Annotated in this window: 14 protein-coding genes; 7 read left to right on the top strand and 7 right to left on the bottom strand. The window is 35.8% G+C overall.

The annotated features are described in order from the left end of the window. Both ACFOW1_RS11415 and ACFOW1_RS11410 read right to left on the bottom strand, forming a co-directional pair. Positions 1-1,344 carry a hypothetical protein gene (locus tag ACFOW1_RS11415; RefSeq protein ID WP_379014387.1) on the bottom strand — a complete coding sequence of 448 codons (1,344 nt, stop codon included), beginning with the start codon at positions 1,342-1,344 and terminating at the stop codon, positions 1-3. 312 nt (positions 1,345-1,656) lie between these two features. Then, the gene (locus ACFOW1_RS11410; protein WP_379014386.1) at positions 1,657-2,244 is read right to left on the bottom strand and encodes a thymidine kinase; all 588 of its coding nucleotides are present in this window, start codon (positions 2,242-2,244) and stop codon (positions 1,657-1,659) included. A 72-nt stretch (positions 2,245-2,316) separates the two neighbouring features. Here ACFOW1_RS11410 and ACFOW1_RS11405 point away from each other — a divergent pair, with 72 nt between their 5' ends. Continuing rightward, positions 2,317-3,006, top strand: a complete 690-nt coding sequence (locus ACFOW1_RS11405; RefSeq protein WP_379014385.1) for a hypothetical protein — start codon at positions 2,317-2,319, stop codon at positions 3,004-3,006. A 417-nt stretch (positions 3,007-3,423) separates the two neighbouring features. On the opposite strand, the gene ACFOW1_RS11400 is transcribed toward ACFOW1_RS11405, so the two are convergent. Continuing rightward, positions 3,424-4,689: a 3-deoxy-D-manno-octulosonic acid transferase gene (locus ACFOW1_RS11400; protein WP_379014383.1), complete on the bottom strand. Its 1,266-nt coding sequence runs from the start codon at positions 4,687-4,689 to the stop codon at positions 3,424-3,426. 116 nt (positions 4,690-4,805) lie between these two features. On the opposite strand from ACFOW1_RS11400, the gene ACFOW1_RS11395 reads away from it, so the two are divergent. The 4 genes from ACFOW1_RS11395 to ACFOW1_RS11380 all read left to right on the top strand — a co-directional run bounded on the left by ACFOW1_RS11395 (position 4,806) and on the right by ACFOW1_RS11380 (position 8,917). After that, on the top strand, positions 4,806-5,939 hold the full coding sequence (locus tag ACFOW1_RS11395; RefSeq protein ID WP_379014381.1) for a DegT/DnrJ/EryC1/StrS family aminotransferase: 1,134 nt from the start codon (positions 4,806-4,808) through the stop codon (positions 5,937-5,939). A 57-nt stretch (positions 5,940-5,996) separates the two neighbouring features. Continuing rightward, complete coding sequence (locus tag ACFOW1_RS11390; protein WP_379014379.1) at positions 5,997-7,289, top strand: nucleotide sugar dehydrogenase; 1,293 nt, start codon at positions 5,997-5,999, stop codon at positions 7,287-7,289. Between the two features lie 66 nt (positions 7,290-7,355). Continuing rightward, positions 7,356-8,234: a dTDP-4-dehydrorhamnose reductase gene (gene rfbD / locus ACFOW1_RS11385; RefSeq protein ID WP_379014378.1), complete on the top strand. Its 879-nt coding sequence runs from the start codon at positions 7,356-7,358 to the stop codon at positions 8,232-8,234. Then, positions 8,183-8,917, top strand: coding sequence for a YggS family pyridoxal phosphate-dependent enzyme (locus ACFOW1_RS11380; RefSeq protein WP_379014376.1), 735 nt, complete (start codon positions 8,183-8,185; stop codon positions 8,915-8,917). The genes rfbD and ACFOW1_RS11380 overlap by 52 nt, the downstream gene beginning before the upstream one ends. A gap of 11 nt (positions 8,918-8,928) precedes the next feature. Here ACFOW1_RS11380 and ACFOW1_RS11375 read toward each other — a convergent pair whose 3' ends face one another. The 3 genes from ACFOW1_RS11375 to ACFOW1_RS11365 form a co-directional block, all read right to left on the bottom strand. After that, the gene (locus tag ACFOW1_RS11375; RefSeq protein WP_379014375.1) at positions 8,929-9,702 is read right to left on the bottom strand and encodes a hypothetical protein; all 774 of its coding nucleotides are present in this window, start codon (positions 9,700-9,702) and stop codon (positions 8,929-8,931) included. After that, the gene (locus ACFOW1_RS11370; RefSeq protein WP_379014374.1) at positions 9,695-10,348 is read right to left on the bottom strand and encodes a glycosyltransferase family 2 protein; all 654 of its coding nucleotides are present in this window, start codon (positions 10,346-10,348) and stop codon (positions 9,695-9,697) included. The genes ACFOW1_RS11375 and ACFOW1_RS11370 overlap by 8 nt, the downstream gene beginning before the upstream one ends. A gap of 144 nt (positions 10,349-10,492) precedes the next feature. Next, positions 10,493-11,860 (bottom strand): MATE family efflux transporter, encoded by a 1,368-nt coding sequence (locus tag ACFOW1_RS11365; protein WP_379014373.1) that lies wholly within the window; start codon positions 11,858-11,860, stop codon positions 10,493-10,495. A 93-nt stretch (positions 11,861-11,953) separates the two neighbouring features. On the opposite strand from ACFOW1_RS11365, the gene ACFOW1_RS11360 reads away from it, so the two are divergent. Next, on the top strand, positions 11,954-12,802 hold the full coding sequence (locus ACFOW1_RS11360; RefSeq protein ID WP_379014371.1) for a DUF3822 family protein: 849 nt from the start codon (positions 11,954-11,956) through the stop codon (positions 12,800-12,802). Between the two features lie 94 nt (positions 12,803-12,896). On the opposite strand, the gene ACFOW1_RS11355 is transcribed toward ACFOW1_RS11360, so the two are convergent. Beyond that, positions 12,897-14,264 (bottom strand): lipid-A-disaccharide synthase, encoded by a 1,368-nt coding sequence (locus tag ACFOW1_RS11355; protein WP_379014370.1) that lies wholly within the window; start codon positions 14,262-14,264, stop codon positions 12,897-12,899. Between the two features lie 229 nt (positions 14,265-14,493). Between ACFOW1_RS11355 and ACFOW1_RS11350 the strand changes: the two genes are divergently transcribed. Then, complete coding sequence (locus ACFOW1_RS11350; RefSeq protein ID WP_379014369.1) at positions 14,494-17,451, top strand: sensor histidine kinase; 2,958 nt, start codon at positions 14,494-14,496, stop codon at positions 17,449-17,451. Positions 17,452-17,559: the final 108 nt, after the last annotated feature.

The raw sequence follows: 17,559 nt of genomic DNA, 5'->3' as shown, positions 1-17,559 counted from the left end.
CTAGCCCTTCTCAACCGCTACATCATTCGCTAATTTTTCTTTTACCTCTGCAATTTTGCTTTCTATCTCGGCAATTGATGCGTCTAAATCGGCTATTTTAAGTGGTAGCGATTCAGTATTTTTAGCAATATCATCAAGCTTGTTTTTCAATACCTCAATGTCTTTTTCTACGCTTACCAATTTTTCTTCTTTCTCAGCTATCCACGCTGCTACTTTTGTTTTAAAACTATCTGTCCAAGCGGTTTCTAGCTTTTCGTTTAAGTCTTTCAGTTGGTCTTTTAGCTTAGCACTATAATCTTTTTGCTGCGCAATACGGTCTTGAAAGCGCTGTTCAAATACTTGTTGGTTTTGTAAATAACTCTCTTGTTTGGCCTTATATGCTTGTTGGTTCACCAATCTTTTCTCCAACATGTCTAAAAATTCACGCTGCTTTTTGGTCCATTCTTCCCGCTTTTCATCTCGCTCTTTCTTCTTTATTTCCCATTCTTCTTGGCGTTTTTGTTGTGCCTCTTTATGTTCCTCCCAAGCTTTATTAAGGTCTTCTTTGATGGCATCTATGTTGGCAAATACTTGTCCTTTATGCTCTCTTGTTAATACGTCTTTATAAATACCAATAAAATTGCGAACATCGTTTAAGGTTTCGGTGCGGCTACGTAAGCTATACTTACTATCTTCTGGTTTGGCTATTAAATGCCAAGGCTTCGCATCGGTTGTTACCAAATCTTGCTCATGTAAAAAAGCTTGAAATCGTTCTACAAAAGCTTGTAATTCTTCAATAGCAATGGCCGGCGCACAAGCATTTACAATCACACACAATTTCTCAGTAATCGCTAGTGATTGTGATTGTTGCTTTTCTCGAGTGGCTCTTTCTTGGGCAAATAATTCGTCTTCTTTATCTTTTACAATACTTCTAATATGATTATAGGTGTCCCATGCAGCAGTACGACGGTCTTTGGTTATCCAACGCTGTTGTTTAAAATATTCAAAAGTTTGGTTGGCTATTTCTCTAAGGTTTTTAAAATCGTCTTTGGTAATGGTGTTTTGCGCCAGCACATTATTTGCAGCTACGGTTAGTTGCGCTACCATTTGCTCTCCCTGTTGGGTAAATTGTTCGTTAGCAGCTTCAACAGCAGCTTCTTTTTCGGTGATAGTTTTTACTAACTGCTCGAAGGCAGCAAGTGTAGTGGCTTTATCTTCTGCACTATCAAATTGGGTAGCTTTTAAATTCTCGTCTATTTCTTTTTTTCTATTCCAAATATCTCTGCTAGAAAACTGGCTTATGCCAAATTCTTGAATGAGGGTATTAAGCGAGTTAAGCTTTTTGTTGATGTCTGCGCTTGTCATAACAATGGTTGAAACCGCAAAAATGCAGCAAAAGTGAATATGCACAGCCAATAGAAGCTATTACCTCAGAAAAATAAGTGCTTAGTAGAAAAACAACCTATTAAGGTCTGTTACTTTCTCCTCGGTGTTTCCAAGAACTAACAACAGGTGTTGCTCGTTGCTATTTTTTTCCCTGGCCAAATACGCATGAGAAGGTTTAAACTAGATATTGATAGGGTTGGATAGAAATAAGCGTTACAGCTCGAAAGTTATTGGTTGGGGATAGATCGCACTCAAAGCTACCTAACAAACAACAGCCCACATCCGAAGGTGTTAAATACGCTGTTTGGCTGCTTCGTCTTCTGCAAAACATTTCCAACAGCGCGGCTCATAGGTATTTTTTTCACCAAGTAATACTTGGCCACTTTCTTCGGTTTTTCGGTACGATACATTGGCAATATGACCACATTTAACACAAATAGCATGTAATTTTGTAATATAATCGGCTATTGACAACAGGTTTGGCATTTGACCGAAAGGGTGCCCCTTGTAATCCATATCTAAACCTGCTACAATTACACGAATACCGCGTAGTGCTAGGGTTTGGCACACGTTCATAATCTCATCATCAAAAAATTGCGCCTCGTCTATCCCTACTACATCTACATCTTGCGCTAGCAATAAAATGGTTTGTGAATTATCGATAGGTGTAGATTGAATCGCATTGGCATCGTGACTAACCACATTAGATTCATCATAACGCACATCAATTGCAGGCTTAAAAATCTCTACCTTTAGGTTGGCAATTTTTACGCGTTTCAATCGACGAATAAGTTCTTCGGTTTTACCACTAAACATACTGCCACAAATCACTTCAATCCATCCCCTTCTTTCGCCACTTAAACTTGGTTCTATAAACATGTAAAATATATTGTAATAAAAAACGTTAGTAAACGGATTGTTTTCTCTAAAACGTCAAAAATATCACATCTTATGGAAAAGGTACATCTTCTTATTCACAGATTGAAAGAGCAGCTTGACCAACAAGCTAGCAACGAAAGTTTATTGATTTCTGCACAAATGCTAGTCATAGAATTACAGCAAAAACACTTGCAAAAATCAACCAGTAAAGTGGCTGTAACCATGCCTTACCGACAGCAGCAAGACAATATTACACCTCCTACTGAAGCGACAATTATTGAAATTCCACAACCTTTAGATACAGAAGATTTTATCACCGAAGAAGAAATTGTGGCCAAGGAAGAAGCGGTAGCTTTTAAACACCACCAGTTTTTTGACGATGCATTTGCCAACCTACCTACTGTGGCTTTTCAAGAGCCAAAGGAAGTATATGCTTTAAACGATATGATGATGACGGAAGAAGAAAATGTGAATACTAAATGGCAAGCAAAGCAAGTAGAAGTAGCGACTGTACTAGAAAAATCGCCGATTAAGGATTTGAAAAAAGCGATTAATGTAAACGACAGATACTTGTTTATCAACGAGTTGTTTAGAGGTGATGAAGCGATGTACGAACGCAGCTTAAAAACCATTCAAGGGTTTAGCATACTGCCTGAAGCCATATTTTGGATACAAAGAGAACTGAAAGTAAAACTTGGCTGGCAAGAAGGTAGCCCTGCAGTGAAACTATTTGATCAATTGGTGAGTAGGCGATTTTCGTAGTGGGATGGTTTGTTGATTTCTCAGGTAGGCGCAGATTTTGATTAATTAATAACCAAAACCTTATCTGCTAACGAATTGGTGAACGTAAGTCAGCTAAAATATTTTCATTTAGTGGATCAGTAAGAGCCATATCATGAATGAATTGGTATGTACATAACCCAATCTGACATTTTCTAATGAATTTTTATGTATTTCAAGTTCACTCAAAAAGTGAGTAAAAGGTGATTCTTCTGAATTGTGACGCTCACAATAAGATTCATCCCTCACAGAATAAATATTGAATAGGTGGTTTACACTGACTAAACCGCCGTCAACATTGTATTCAACTATTTCAGCTAAGTCATCAATAAGTACTTTGTTATATTTCTTGAAATACAAGCTTAGTAAGTCTTCTAATTCCATATTTGAGCATTCATGCTATTCTGATACCATTTTAGAGTTAATAATATACCCAACAATCTCATCAGTTGCACCCACTTTACTAGCGACATAGCTACCTGCATTGGTACAAGCTTTTAAATACAATTCATTGTTGTTTAAAAGCTCATTCAACTTGGCTTCAAGTTCTAGTGCATTATCTACTGTAAAGCCACCACCTGCTTCTATTAGTTCTTCTGCTTCTATGTATTTATCGTACACAGGGCCAAATACCACAGGCTTGCCATACACAGCAGCTTCCAGTACATTGTGTATGCCTTCATCACCAAAACCACCCCCTACAAAACAAATAGTGGCGTAATAATACAATTTGCTTAATAAGCCGATGTTGTTGATGAGTAGAATGTTGGTTTGTCGACTGTCGACCGTTGACCGTTGACCGTCGACCAAATCACTGTACAATACCACTTTTTTATACAAGCCTACACATTCATCTATCCTACTTTTTTGTATATCATGCGGGGCAATGATAAACTTGATATGTGGATGCTTTTTAACATAGTGCTGCAATTCTTTATCATCTTCTAACCAAGTACTGCCTGCTACTATCACAGGTGCTTTGCCTATAAAATCTTCAATGCGTTGGATAGGCGAAAATTGGGCTGCAATTTCGTTTACACGGTCAAAACGAGTATCGCCACTTACACTTACATTCTTCGTAATACCAATACTTGCCAATAAATCTGCTGAGTCCTGATTTTGTACAAAACAATAGCTAAAACTTTGCAACATTTTTCTGTAAAAACCGCCATACCATTTAAAGAATACTTGATTATCTCTAAAAATACCAGACACTAACAACAAAGGAATTTGACGTTGCTTGGCTTCTTGTAAATAATAAAACCAAAACTCATATTTTACAAATAACACTAATGCTGGATTAACGATGTCGTAAAAGCGCTTGGCATTTTTGGCGCTATCCATTGGCAAATAAAAAATCCAATCTGCACCTTGGTAATTTTTACGCACTTCATAGCCCGATGGCGAAAAAAAAGTGATCAAAAATTTTGTATCAGGTTGTTGCCATTTAAGTTTTTCAATAATAGGTAGGCCTTGTTCAAATTCGCCTAAAGATGCACAGTGCATCCAAACTACCTTACCTGAATTATTGGCAAAAGCTGTTTGCAATTCACTAAAAATAGATTGTCTACCTTTTATCCAACGCTTTGCTTTATCGTTATTAAAACTAAATAAACGAGCAGCAATTGGATAAACAGTAATAAATAAACGGTATAAGAATTTCAAGATTAAACAGTATTTAAAGCTACAAAATAACAGTTATTATACCGATAAGTGCCTAATAAACTCACAACAGCCCTACCACATTTTCCCGTAGTTTTGCCGCCTTATACGTCGTACATATGAAGCCAATTCAGATGGTAGATACTAAAACACAGTATCTGAAAATAAAAACAGAAGTAGATGCAGCTATTCATGAGGTGCTTGATAGTGCAGCTTACATTGGTGGCAAGGCAGTAGCCACTTTTACCAATTCTTTAAATGCATATATAGGCAGCAAACACACTATACCTTGTGCTAATGGCACCGATGCCTTGCAAATAGCCATGATGGCTTTGGGGTTGCAGCCTGGTGACGAAGTGATTACACCCTCATTTACCTACATTGCTACAACAGAAGTCGTGGCATTATTAAAACTAACACCAGTATTTGTAGAAGTTAATAAGACTACTTTTTGTATTGATCCAGAATCTGTTCGTAAGGCAATTACACCAAAAACCAAAGCCATTGTACCCGTGCACTTGTACGGTCATGCTGCGCCGATGGAAGCCATAATGGCTATTGCTAAAGAACACAACTTATTTGTAATTGAAGACAATGCGCAAGCTATTGGCTGCGATTATACATTTAGCGATGGTACGGTAAAGAAAACAGGAAGCATTGGTCATATTGGTTGCACCTCATTTTACCCAAGCAAAAACTTAGGGGCTTTTGGTGATGGTGGTGCGATATTTACCAATGATGATGATTTGGCTGCTAAAATGAAAATGATTGCCAATCATGGTCAAGTGGTACGCTACTACCACGATGTGGTGGGTTGTAACTCAAGATTAGATGCTATTCAAGCGGCGATTTTAAATATTAAATTGGGGCAACTAGATAATTATATTGCTGCACGTAATGCTGCTGCTGATTTTTATACCAAAGCATTTGCAAATAATCCAAAAATTACCACACCTTCTGTGGCATCTTATTCAAATCATGTGTTTCACCAATATACTTTGGTATTAAATGGCGTTAATCGTGACGGTTTAAATGCTTACTTGGCTGAGAAAAAAATCCCTTCTATGATTTATTATCCCGTGCCAGGCCATAAGCAAAAAATGTTCGCCTCATTTGGTTTGGAAAATATGGATTTACCAATAACCGATTGGTTAACAGAACGTGTGATTTCTTTACCAATGCATACTGAACTTGAACAAGAACAATTGGAATTAATTACTACCGAAGTATTGAATTACGTGAATGCAAATTAAAGTTATGTAGACCTGTCAGGTTTATTAAACCTGACAGGTCTTAACAATAATATACCAATGCAACTAACAGCCTTACTAGATAAACAAGAAAAAATAGCTGTGATTGGTTTGGGCTATGTTGGCTTGCCGGTAGCATTGGCTTTTGCCAAAAAACTATCTGTTATTGGCTTTGATACCAATGCGGATAGGATTGCATTGTTACAACAACGTATTGATCCAAGTAAAGAAATTGCACCAGCTGGTTTTGAAGGTTGCGAGATTACATTTACAGATGCACTTGATAGACTGCAACAGGCGAGTTTTTACATAGTAGCAGTACCAACACCCATTACCAAAGATGATTTGCCCGATTTAAGTTACCTACAAGCTGCTTCTGCAACCATTGGTAAAGTGCTTAAAAAAGGAGATTATGTGGTCTTTGAATCTACCGTATACCCAGGCTGTACCGAAGAAGATTGTTTGCCAATTATTGAACATATTAGCGGCTTAAAAGTGGGAATAGATTTCAAATTGGGGTATTCTCCAGAACGTATTAATCCAGGTGATAAAACACGCAGTTTTGAAACCATTGTAAAAGTGGTAGCAGGTTGCGACGAAGAAGCTCTAGAAAATATTGCTAATGTGTATAGCTTAGTTGTTAAAGCTGGTTTGCATAAAGCCACCAGTATTAAAGTAGCCGAAGCTGCGAAAATTATTGAAAATACACAACGTGACTTAAACATTGCTTTTGTAAATGAGCTATCTATCATTTTTGATAAAATGCAGATTAATACTTACGATGTTTTGGAAGCTGCAGCTACCAAATGGAATTTCTTAAAGTTTCAACCAGGTTTAGTGGGTGGGCATTGTATTAGTGTAGATCCGCATTATTTAACTTACAAAGCTGAAAAACTGGGTTACAAACCACAAGTAATTGCTGCGGGTAGATTGATAAATGACAGTATGAGCAATCATATTGCCAATAAAATCATTCAGCATATTATTTTGCACGCCAGCCAAGTAAAAGCCGCTAAAGTGTTAATTATGGGCGCAACGTTTAAAGAAAATGTAAGCGACATCAGAAATAGTAAGGTGTTTCAAATAATTGAAGACTTAACAAATTTTCATTTAAATGTTGATGTAACAGACGCTTACGCAGATAGCAAAGAACTTGAACATGAATATGGTATTGCCTTAACAGAACAAATTGTTAATGATTATGATGCTGTGATTATAATAGTGCCGCACGAAAGTTACAAAACCTTAAATGATGCTTATTTTGCATCCATAACAAAGCCACATGCAATTATTGCCGACTTAAAAGGTATTTATAGAAACAAGATTACATCAAGGCATTATTGGAGTTTATAAACATTACTTATTCGAAATTTTTGATTTGAGATTATTCACCATTACCAATTCACAATTCATTTTTATATGAAACCTCTCATCATCATCACCGGAAAAAACGGACAACTTGGTTGGGAATTGTCGCAACTAGCACCACAATTTGCCGAGCACTTCAACTTTATTTTTGTGGATAGAGAAGAACTCGACTTAAGTAATCCAGCTTCAATTCCAGATTTTTTTGCGAAATATCAACCACAATATTTTATTAGTTGCGGTGCTTATACAGCCGTAGATAAAGCAGAGACAGAAAGAGAATTGTGCTACAACATTAATGCTGCAAGTGTAGGGGTTATTGCCAAAGAATGTGCTGCCATTAATTGCAAACTGATTACCATTTCTACCGATTATGTGTTTGATGGCAATGGCACTTCGCCTTATTTGCCTAACCAAACCAAGCAACCATTAAACTACTATGGTGAAACAAAAGCCATTGGTGAAGACCTTGCTTTTGCGAATAATCCACAAACTATCGTGGTAAGAACATCATGGGTATACAGTGTACATGGTGCCAATTTTGTAAAAACCATGCTGCGCCTAATGAAAGAAAGAGAGAGCCTAAATGTAGTGGGCGATCAAATAGGTTCGCCTACATATGCCGCAGATTTAGCGAGCGCTTTAATGACCATTGTTACAGAACTTGAAAAAGGCAACGAACATTATGGTTACTATCACTATAGCAATGATGGCGTGATTTCTTGGCATGATTTTGCAATAGCCATAAAGACCAACGCTGGCTTAAACTGCCAAGTATCTGCAATACCTACTAGCGCCTACCCTACTCCTGCCAAAAGACCCGCCTATTCTGTATTAGACAAAACATCTATTGTTGCAGATTTTGGTGTAAAAATGGTAAATTGGCAAGTGAGCTTGAAAAAGTGTATGGACCTACTTTTGACAAGTATTTAAATGTGAATGAATTTTTAGAAATGGCAATTAATACAACTGTTTATCAATCAATTATAGAAGATTTAAAGAGTAGTAACACCACTTTAGTAGCGGTAAGTAAAACCAAGCCAATAAGTGATATAGAAGCATTGTACAAACTCGGCCAAAGAGATTTTGGTGAGAACTATGTACAAGAATTTATAGATAAAGTACCTCAATTACCCCAAGATATTAAATGGCATTTTATAGGCCATTTACAAACCAATAAAGTAAAATATATTGTACCTTATGTACACTTAATTCATGGTGTAGATAGTTTAAAATTATTGAAAGAGATAGATAAGCAAGCTAGCAAAAACAATTTGATAATCAACTGTTTACTGCAAGTTTACATCGCACAAGAAGATACTAAATTTGGCCTTGATGCAGCAGACATTGAAGCGATAATTAATGAATTACCAAAGCTAAATCACATAAAAATTGTAGGCTTAATGGGCATGGCGAGTTTTAGTGAAGATAAAAATAAAGTCGCAGCAGAATTTAAGTATCTGAAAAGCATTTACGACAGATATTCGCAACTAAAAGCCCCAAACTTTCAACTCCAAAATTTAAGCATGGGCATGAGTGGCGATTACAAACTTGCTGTTGAAGCGGGTAGTAACATGGTGCGCATTGGTAGTTTGTTATTTGGCGCGAGAATATAGTATTATATACTTTATTTATGGCTAAACCAACAATCCTTTCGCGCTATTTCGTATTGTTTAAATATGGTATTTACTGGTGTCCCATGTATCAAATCATAGTTAAACCTTGTACGCGCTAAATAATTAAATGCGCCCATATCACCAGTATACTGCGATGCGTTATTTCGGTTATATTGGGTATGGATAGCCGCTAATTCATCTATAAATTTATTCATAATCAATATATTCCCGCCTATAATGCCACAATTTAACAAGACATCATTTTTAAATTGTGTTTCAAAATCTGAGTAATCTGTTATGCTATCTCTTAGTGTTTGCGAGTGGTGATGCATCCATTCGTTGTCTAAAATCTCAGGCTCGTCACCACAAAAAAGTTTGCCATCTTGCTGCTTGAAGAACGCATCTACAAATGGGTTTCGAAGCATGCGCACGTCCGTAGCATCAGTTACAAATAAATGCGAGATATTATAAGCATATAGCTTCAAAAATTCTCGGTACACAATATATCGATACACATTAGGGCTAAACGCACGATCATGTGTTACATAAATAAAGCAGAGTCGCGGATGTTGGTGTTGTAAACAAGTAGCGGCGCTAAAATTATTGTGAAATAGCACGCCATTGACGCCATGCTTTTGAAGCGAGTTTGCCCAATCACTTACGAGCGAAAAATCATCGTTTGGTAATGTGGTATTTCTATTAACGTCGTAAATACCTGTAAAATGACAAGTCATAACCAAAGGTTCGCCTACTTTAAAAGGAAATACGAAGGCTTGACTAAACATGGTTTAACACTTGCTTTGTTTTTAAGGCTGAGCAAATACTATCTGCCCTATTGCGATAATAAATATAGGTACCAAGTGCTACTTTTTTTACTCTAAAAAATAAGGAAGCTTGTTCAAAAAAATGGGCATCTGCCGCATACATATCGGTGAATTTAAGCATTTCAAAAACTTCTTTTTTACCAAAAAAAGTAGCTAACAAAATACAATCATCTACATGTACCAATTTGTTATTATCGGCTCTATCGGGTACAAAATAATCGTCTTCACTATTTACAATAGTAGTTGTGGTTGAAGCAATTAAATCAGCATATCGCATTTGTTCCAAACAGTTGCTTAAATGATTGGGCTTGTATTCATCATCTGAGTCTAAAATGGCTATATATTTTCCATTACTGTTTAAAATACCGCGGTTTATAGACAATGACTGACCGCAATTGCGATGGCGGATATAGGTAATTTTATCTTCTCTTTCCTTGATATAATCCAATAATTGGTTATAAGTATCATTGTTGCTTCCATCATCGATGACGATAATTTCAAAACCCTGAAAATCTTGACGCAATACTGAGTCGATGGCCCTTGTTACCAAATCTATCGACGTGTTGTAAACTGTAATAATAACTGATACGATGGCTTTATTTGTCACACAATTTTTTTACAAAATAATAAACTAACTCACGAGCATACATTAACCCAACATTATCTACTAATTAATTTTTAAAAAACTTGTTGCAACACCTAAGTGATTTCCAACCCTAAAAATTGAACAGTCTAATTTGGTACCGATTATTTAAACCGGTTTTGGTTGTATCGTTTTCCAATTACCAGATTTAATATATAAGTAGGCAGGCAGTAAGGTTACTATCCAATAAATTATCTCACTACCCCAGCCATACATAATAGATAAATTCCATTTTTCAAGCACTAAATATACATACAAACAATAAACTACAATAGCCGCAATTTCTATAAATAAGTTGAGTTGGGTTTTACCAATGCCGACCAATGCATTTAACCAAACCACGGCTACACTCATGATCACCAATGCACTAGACACAACACGAAGCACTGGTATGGCCGACTGAATAAAATCATCACCTTGGCCATAAATGGATAAAAATAGACGTGGAAATAGGTTCAAGAAAATACAAACCGTTGCGGCAAATCCAAGCGATAAATGAATAGTTTTATGTAATAATTCTATCACTCTGTGCTGCAAGCCCTGCCCTATTACATTACTTACCATCGTGGTAGTGGTAGCAGCAAAAGCCCAAGTAAAGCAACCAAAAAAACCAAATATATTGCGCATGGTATTAGAAATCGCTAAATCTTTACTACCGTGATGCTCGATAAGAATATAAAAAAATTCCCAACTAATAATACTGATGGCAAACTGAAAAACCAATGGTAAGGATTGCTTTAAGATGAGTTTGGTAATACTGTGATTGTACACAAAATTTTTAAACAAATGCAATTGCTTAATGATATCATTATTTCTTACCACAAAAAATATACTTACCAAACCAGCAATTTCGGCAATAATAGAGGCATAAGCTGCACCGTTAAAACCCAATTGTGGTAAGCCAAACTTGCCATAAATAAACCCATAATCGAAGAAAATATTGGTAAGTGCTTCTGTAGCTGTACCTATTACCAAAAATTTACTTTGATTAGTACCTACTAGTAACGCATTTCTTAACTGATACAAATACAAGAAAGGCAAGCCTAAAACCCTAATGTTCAAAAACTTAATAGCCATCGTGGCATTACTAGCATCTTTCATCGCCCATCCTAATATAGTGGGCGCCACAAACCAAGTCATTAGCATACCAAATAAACTCATAACGATAGCAATACGTACACCTTGGGCAAACAAACTTCCTATCTCATCAAACTTACTTTCACCCGCACGCCTAGCAATTAGCGATTGTAACCCGCTATTAAAACCATTACCAATGACTGCAAACACCAAATAGTACACACCAGTAATACCACCCAATGCCAAAGCTTGTGTACTAAGGCCGCCTAGGAAAATATTATTGGTAATAAAATTAATTTGCGGTACAACAATAGAGGCAGAAATGGGTAAGGCGATTGTTAATATTTGCTGATAGCTAATATTAACCTGTAAATTTAATGGTGCAGAAGGCGAACTCATAAGTGGCGGCAAAGCTAGGGTTTACACAAACTGCAATTGCTTTCGGTAAACTGTTATTTTTTTTTTATCATTGCACATAAACTCACAGATGATATGGCAAAGAAAGTGGTTGGTTTGTATGGTGACATCGCCTCTCAAAGCCCTTTTAATAGTGATCAATTATTTATAGAAGTGGGCTTACACCACGTAGCTTGCATTGTTAAAATGAGTGCCAATAGTACTTTTGGCGCCATAGAAGTGTTTCATTTTAATAGTTACGAAGAAAGTTGGTACGACATTTTTCAAGCCATTCGCTCTAAATCGCGCATATTAGATAGAGGTTATATTGATACGCGAGTGTTTTACAATTTGCCAGAAGCTGTGATTGTTCCCTTTAATAAATTTAGCCCTGAAGCGGCAGAAGGCTATTTACAATTAATGCATGGTGATATTTCCAACCATGTACTAAAATATGACGAGGTAAAAGTAACCCCCTCCATTGTAGTGGCGTACAAGATAAGACGGGCATTAAGCGATACGGTAAATAGTAATTTGATGATGATTACCACCCGTCATACATTCAGTTATTTAATTGAAGATGTATTGTCGCCAAGTAGACCGTATAACCACACCTTACTTAAAGTACAATTTTATAATAAAGAATTAACCATCGCCCTTGTTCACAACGAAAAATTACTACTTGTACAAACCTTTGAGCAAAATGGACCTGATGATGCCCTCTATTTTATGCTAAATGTATTACAGCAATACCAGTTACCTACCGATGAAGCAACGGTTGAATTATCAGGCAATATTGAAGTAAAAACACCTATTTACGATAAAATTAAAAAAGTGTTTCCTAAAATTAGTTTTGAAAACTTACACGAAGAATTGGTATTTACTGCCGATTTTGAAGATTATCCAAAGCACTATTTAACACCCTATTTTAACTTGGTAAAATAGTTGACTGAATAAGGATTTTGTAAGATTAGAAGCCTGTGCGATTTATATTACTATCTGCAGAAATCTAGTAAACCTTTTAAGTTATACAACATCATTATTGATTAGACAAAAAATCAAAAATACTTTTCGCTGCTTTCTCAGACGCATTGCCACCTTGGGTTAACTTATTTTTTAATGCAGTATAGTCTTCCATAATTTGTTGCTGACGTTGTGTATTTACCAGCAAATCTTCTAATTCGGCAATTAAATTGGTGGCATTCATCTCATCTTGTATTAATTCTTTTACCACCAACTTATCCATAATTAAATTTACAAGGCTAATAAATTTAATTTTTATGAGTCGCTTACCTATTTGGTAACTAATATTACTGCCCTTATAGCATACCACTTCTGGCACGCCAAACAAAGCGGTTTCTAAAGTGGCAGTACCGCTTGTAACTAGCGCAGCCGTAGCTTTTGACAATAATTGGTAAGTTTTGTTATTTGATGTAGTTACATTATTTGTGATGCCAGCGGCTGCATAAAAGGATTGATAAAAAGACGCCTCTAAGCCAGGCGCCTCTGCAATTACAAACTGGTATTGATGAAAATGTTTGGCCACCGCAAGCATTACAGGTAATTTTTTAGCTATTTCTTGTTGCCTGCTACCAGGTAATAAAGCAATAATGGGCTGATTACTGCTAACTACTTGATTATCGCTGCTATTCACTTGTTTTTCGCTGCTATCAACTTGTTTTTCGCTGCTAACTACTTGATTATTGCTGCTAACTACTTGATTGTTGCTGCTATTCACTTGTTTTTCGCTGCTAACGACTTGATTGTCGTTGCTAACTACTTGATTATTGCTGCTAACTACTTGATTATCGCTGCTAACTACTTGATTATCGCTGCTAACTACTTGATTGCTGCTACTAACTGTATTTTGTAACTTGTAACCTGAAACTTGAGACTTAAAACTATTTATCACTTCTACCAAAGGATGGCCAACATATTCTACATCCCATTGCCAAACATCTTTGAAGTATGTTTTTTCAAAGGGTAATATCACCAGCATTTTGTCGATACATTGCTTCATTTTTTTTACCCGATTGGCTTTCCAAGCCCACACTTGTGGCGATATATAGTACACTACTTTGATGCCTTGCTGCTTAGCCCATGTTGCTATGCGTAAGTTAAAGCCCGGATAGTCGATAAGAATTAAAACATCAGGTTGAAATGCAAGTACATCTTTTTTACAAAACCTAATATTTTTAAGTATCGTTGGTAAATTTTTTACAACTTCGGCAAAGCCCATAAAAGCTAAGTCGCGATAGTGTTTTACCAATGTAGCTCCTGCTTCTTGCATTAAGTTACCGCCCCAACAGCGCATAATTGCTTTTGAATCTAATAGTAGTAGTTGTTTGATCAAATTACTGCCATGCAAATCGCCACTTGCTTCACCAGAAATGAGATAGTATTTCATTAACAGAAATTATAAAATAAGGTATTAAAAGAGGCACAAATTACAACTTGAATTGATTAATTAGGATGGTTATAAATTTATAAAGACGCCAATCACCCCTTTTTTAACTTTACCACATGTTGATTGAAAAAAACACCTTAACTTCAATTAATTGAAATGTGGCTATAAAGTGATATTGCATTTCACTACGATATGTGAGAATTTCTAACGCTTTCTAACAATTGATGCCATGACCTTGAGATATAACAATCAATTATTTAATGCCTTTCCATTACCCAGTTTACTTTTAAAAGCAGACTTAGGTTTTACAATTATAAACACAAATCATGCGTATTCACAATTATTTAATACAAATGACGATAGTATAATAGAAAAAAGCATTCTCACATTATCAACGTATGCCTCTAGTGAAAGTAATATTATAGCACTGATTCAAAATTCCCTTGAAATAGTTTTAGCTACCAAAAAGCCTCATACTATTCAAGAAGTAGCCATTCCATCAAATTTGTTTAATAATAAATTTAAAGTAAAATATTTTACGATAAATAATACGCCGCTAGTTGGTGAAGATGGGGATGTAGAATGCATTGTACATTCTGTAACTGATATTACAGATAGTGTTACACTAAGAAATTTGGAAATCGACGATAATGCCAAGTTAAATAACCAAACTATCAATCTAAACAAAATAAGTAATGCATCGCTCGATGTGATTTGTGCAATAAATGCTGAGGGTTATTTTTTGTATGCTAGCAATGCCGCTAAAACAGTTTGGGGATACTCGCCAGATGAATTAGTAGGGAAACATTTTACCACATTTTTACATCCAGATGATGTGGCGAAATCTTTACAAACCGCCAAGCTAGTAATGAAGGGGATTGAAATTGATGCTTTTGAAAACAGGTATATTAAAAAGGACGGCACTCCCGTATTAATGGAATGGACTGTACGTTTTGATAAAGTAGAGAAAATAAGATATGGTGTTGCAAGGAACATTACAGAAAAAAAGCGCAACGAAATTGCACTAATTGAATCCGAAAATAGATATAGAAATTTGTTTTCAAACAATCCATCGCCCATGATTGTGTGGGATTTTGAAACACTAAAAATTATTGATTGCAATGCAGAAGCATTACTACTTTATGGCTATTCTAAAGAAGCTTTTTTACAATTAAGCATCAAAGATTTACGATTAAAAGAAGACATTGAACTCATTGAAGCAGAAACAAAATCTGAAGAGATTTATGGCCAAATTCATAAAAAAATTTGGAGACACAAAAAAAGTAATGGCGAATTATTTTATGCAAATATCACCGGTCATCTACTACAATATAAAGGTAAAAAATCTTCATTAGTATGTATCAATGACGTAACGGATAAGATTAATACCGAAAATGCCTTAAGAACAAGCGAGCTTAAGTTAAGAACGGCGCAGCAAGTGGCTCAAATAGGTTATTGGGATTTTGATTTTAAAACAGATAACCTTACTTGGTCTGATGAATTATACAATGTATTTGGCATCACAAAGGCACTTTTTCACGAAACACACCAATCATTTGTAGAACTTGTAGATGAGGAAGATAGAGCATTTGTGTTACAAACTAGTAAGCATACCCAACAAACTGGAGAGGCATTTACCATAGACTATAGGATTACCACGCCAAGTGGCGAAAAAAGAGTGATTCAAGAACATGGTTATGGGGAGCTAGATGAATCGGGTAATGTGATACGGTTGTTTGGTACTGCTCAAAATATTACTGACCGTAAACTTGCTGAGGAAAAAATTCGGGAAAGTAATCAGCGATACGAATACGTAACAAAAGCCACTTCCGATGCTATCTGGGATTGGGATTTAATTCATGATAAAGTTTATTGGGGTGATGGTTTCGAGTCAATTTTTGGTTATAAACTAGATTCGTTAATTAGTAATTCAACTTTTAGATTAGATTATATCCACCCAGATGATGTTGAGGCAGTTATGTCTGGTTTATATTATGTTATATACGGTACGGAAACGCAATGGGAAGATAGTTACCGTTTTAAAAAAGCAGACGATACCTATGCTTACGTAACTAATAAGGGGTTTGTAATTAGAGATAGTAGTGGCAAAGCTCTAAGAATGGTAGGTGCAAAAAGAGATATGACCAAACAGAGAGAAGAAGAACTAAGGTTACAACTTCTAGAATCTGTTATTACAAATACATCCGACATGGTAATTATAACAGAAGCCGAACCTATTGAAGGTGAGGGACCTAAAATTATATATGTAAATGATGCTTTTACCAGTGGCACAGGTTATTCAAAAGAAGATGTTATAGGTAAAACACCAAGGCTTTTACAAGGCCCAAAAACGGATAAACAAGAATTAGAAAAACTAAAAAAAGCTTTGGAGAATTGGCAATCCCATAATATCACTGTGTTAAACTATAAGAAAAACGGTGACGAATTTTGGAATAACATGAGTATCAGCCCTGTAGCTGACGCTAATGGATGGTACACGCATTGGATAGCGGTAGAAAGAGATGTGACAGAACGCGTACAACGTAATGCTGATATTATACAAGCCATTATTAGAACCCAAGAAGAAGAACGGTATGAGGTTGGAGCTGAATTACATGACAATGTTTGTCAAATTTTAACATCTAGCAAAATATCTTTTAAAATGCTAGAAAGTGTAGTCCCAGATAATAAACGCGCCGTTTTTAATAATGGAATAGAAACTTTAAACTTGGCATTTAAAGAAATAAGAAACTTATCGCACCGTTTAGCGCCCGTTTTTTTAGATGATACGACTTTAGAGCAAGCCTTTAGTAATACGTTAAAATCGTTTAATGCAAATGAACACTACATTATTGATTTACAATTTGATGAGGCATTCAAGGCGTATCATGCTTCTAAGGAATTCCAACTCAATCTTTATAGAATTCTACAAGAACAACTCAATAATATATTAAAATATGCAAAAGCGTCTACAATAAGCGTACAAGGAATGATTGAAGATAATAAATTATGTCTTAGTATAATTGACGACGGCATTGGTTTCAATAGTAAACTAGTTAGTACTGGAATTGGACTTTCAAATATGAAGCGACGTGCAGAATTGTTTGGTGGGGAATTAATAATTGAGAGTGAACTTGGAAAGGGGTGTAAGCTTACAGTTGAAATACCATTGACAGAAACAAACTAATACTTTACCTAATAATAAGTATAGGAAACAGAAAACAGAAATTGATAAAAGTATCATTATCTTTTTACCGCACTATACTGCAAATCAGTATATTTACATTGCAAAAAA

Origin of the sequence: Parasediminibacterium paludis (assembly GCF_042651445.1) — a bacterium.
Lineage (GTDB): Bacteria > Bacteroidota > Bacteroidia > Chitinophagales > Chitinophagaceae > Parasediminibacterium > Parasediminibacterium paludis.
Note: the sequence above shows the minus strand (reverse complement) of the source record. Positions and strands in the feature narration are given on the sequence as shown.

Coding starts and splice junctions, on each gene's coding strand:
- ACFOW1_RS11405 (WP_379014385.1), top strand. CDS start 2,317: ATGGAAAAGGTACATCTTCTTATTCACAGATTGAAAGAGCAGCTTGAC.
- rfbD (WP_379014378.1), top strand. CDS start 7,356: ATGAAACCTCTCATCATCATCACCGGAAAAAACGGACAACTTGGTTGG.
- ACFOW1_RS11375 (WP_379014375.1), bottom strand. CDS start 9,702: ATGTTTAGTCAAGCCTTCGTATTTCCTTTTAAAGTAGGCGAACCTTTG.
- ACFOW1_RS11360 (WP_379014371.1), top strand. CDS start 11,954: ATGGCAAAGAAAGTGGTTGGTTTGTATGGTGACATCGCCTCTCAAAGC.
- ACFOW1_RS11410 (WP_379014386.1), bottom strand. CDS start 2,244: ATGTTTATAGAACCAAGTTTAAGTGGCGAAAGAAGGGGATGGATTGAA.
- ACFOW1_RS11365 (WP_379014373.1), bottom strand. CDS start 11,860: ATGAGTTCGCCTTCTGCACCATTAAATTTACAGGTTAATATTAGCTAT.
- ACFOW1_RS11415 (WP_379014387.1), bottom strand. CDS start 1,344: ATGACAAGCGCAGACATCAACAAAAAGCTTAACTCGCTTAATACCCTC.
- ACFOW1_RS11395 (WP_379014381.1), top strand. CDS start 4,806: ATGAAGCCAATTCAGATGGTAGATACTAAAACACAGTATCTGAAAATA.
- ACFOW1_RS11350 (WP_379014369.1), top strand. CDS start 14,494: ATGACCTTGAGATATAACAATCAATTATTTAATGCCTTTCCATTACCC.
- ACFOW1_RS11390 (WP_379014379.1), top strand. CDS start 5,997: ATGCAACTAACAGCCTTACTAGATAAACAAGAAAAAATAGCTGTGATT.
- ACFOW1_RS11355 (WP_379014370.1), bottom strand. CDS start 14,264: ATGAAATACTATCTCATTTCTGGTGAAGCAAGTGGCGATTTGCATGGC.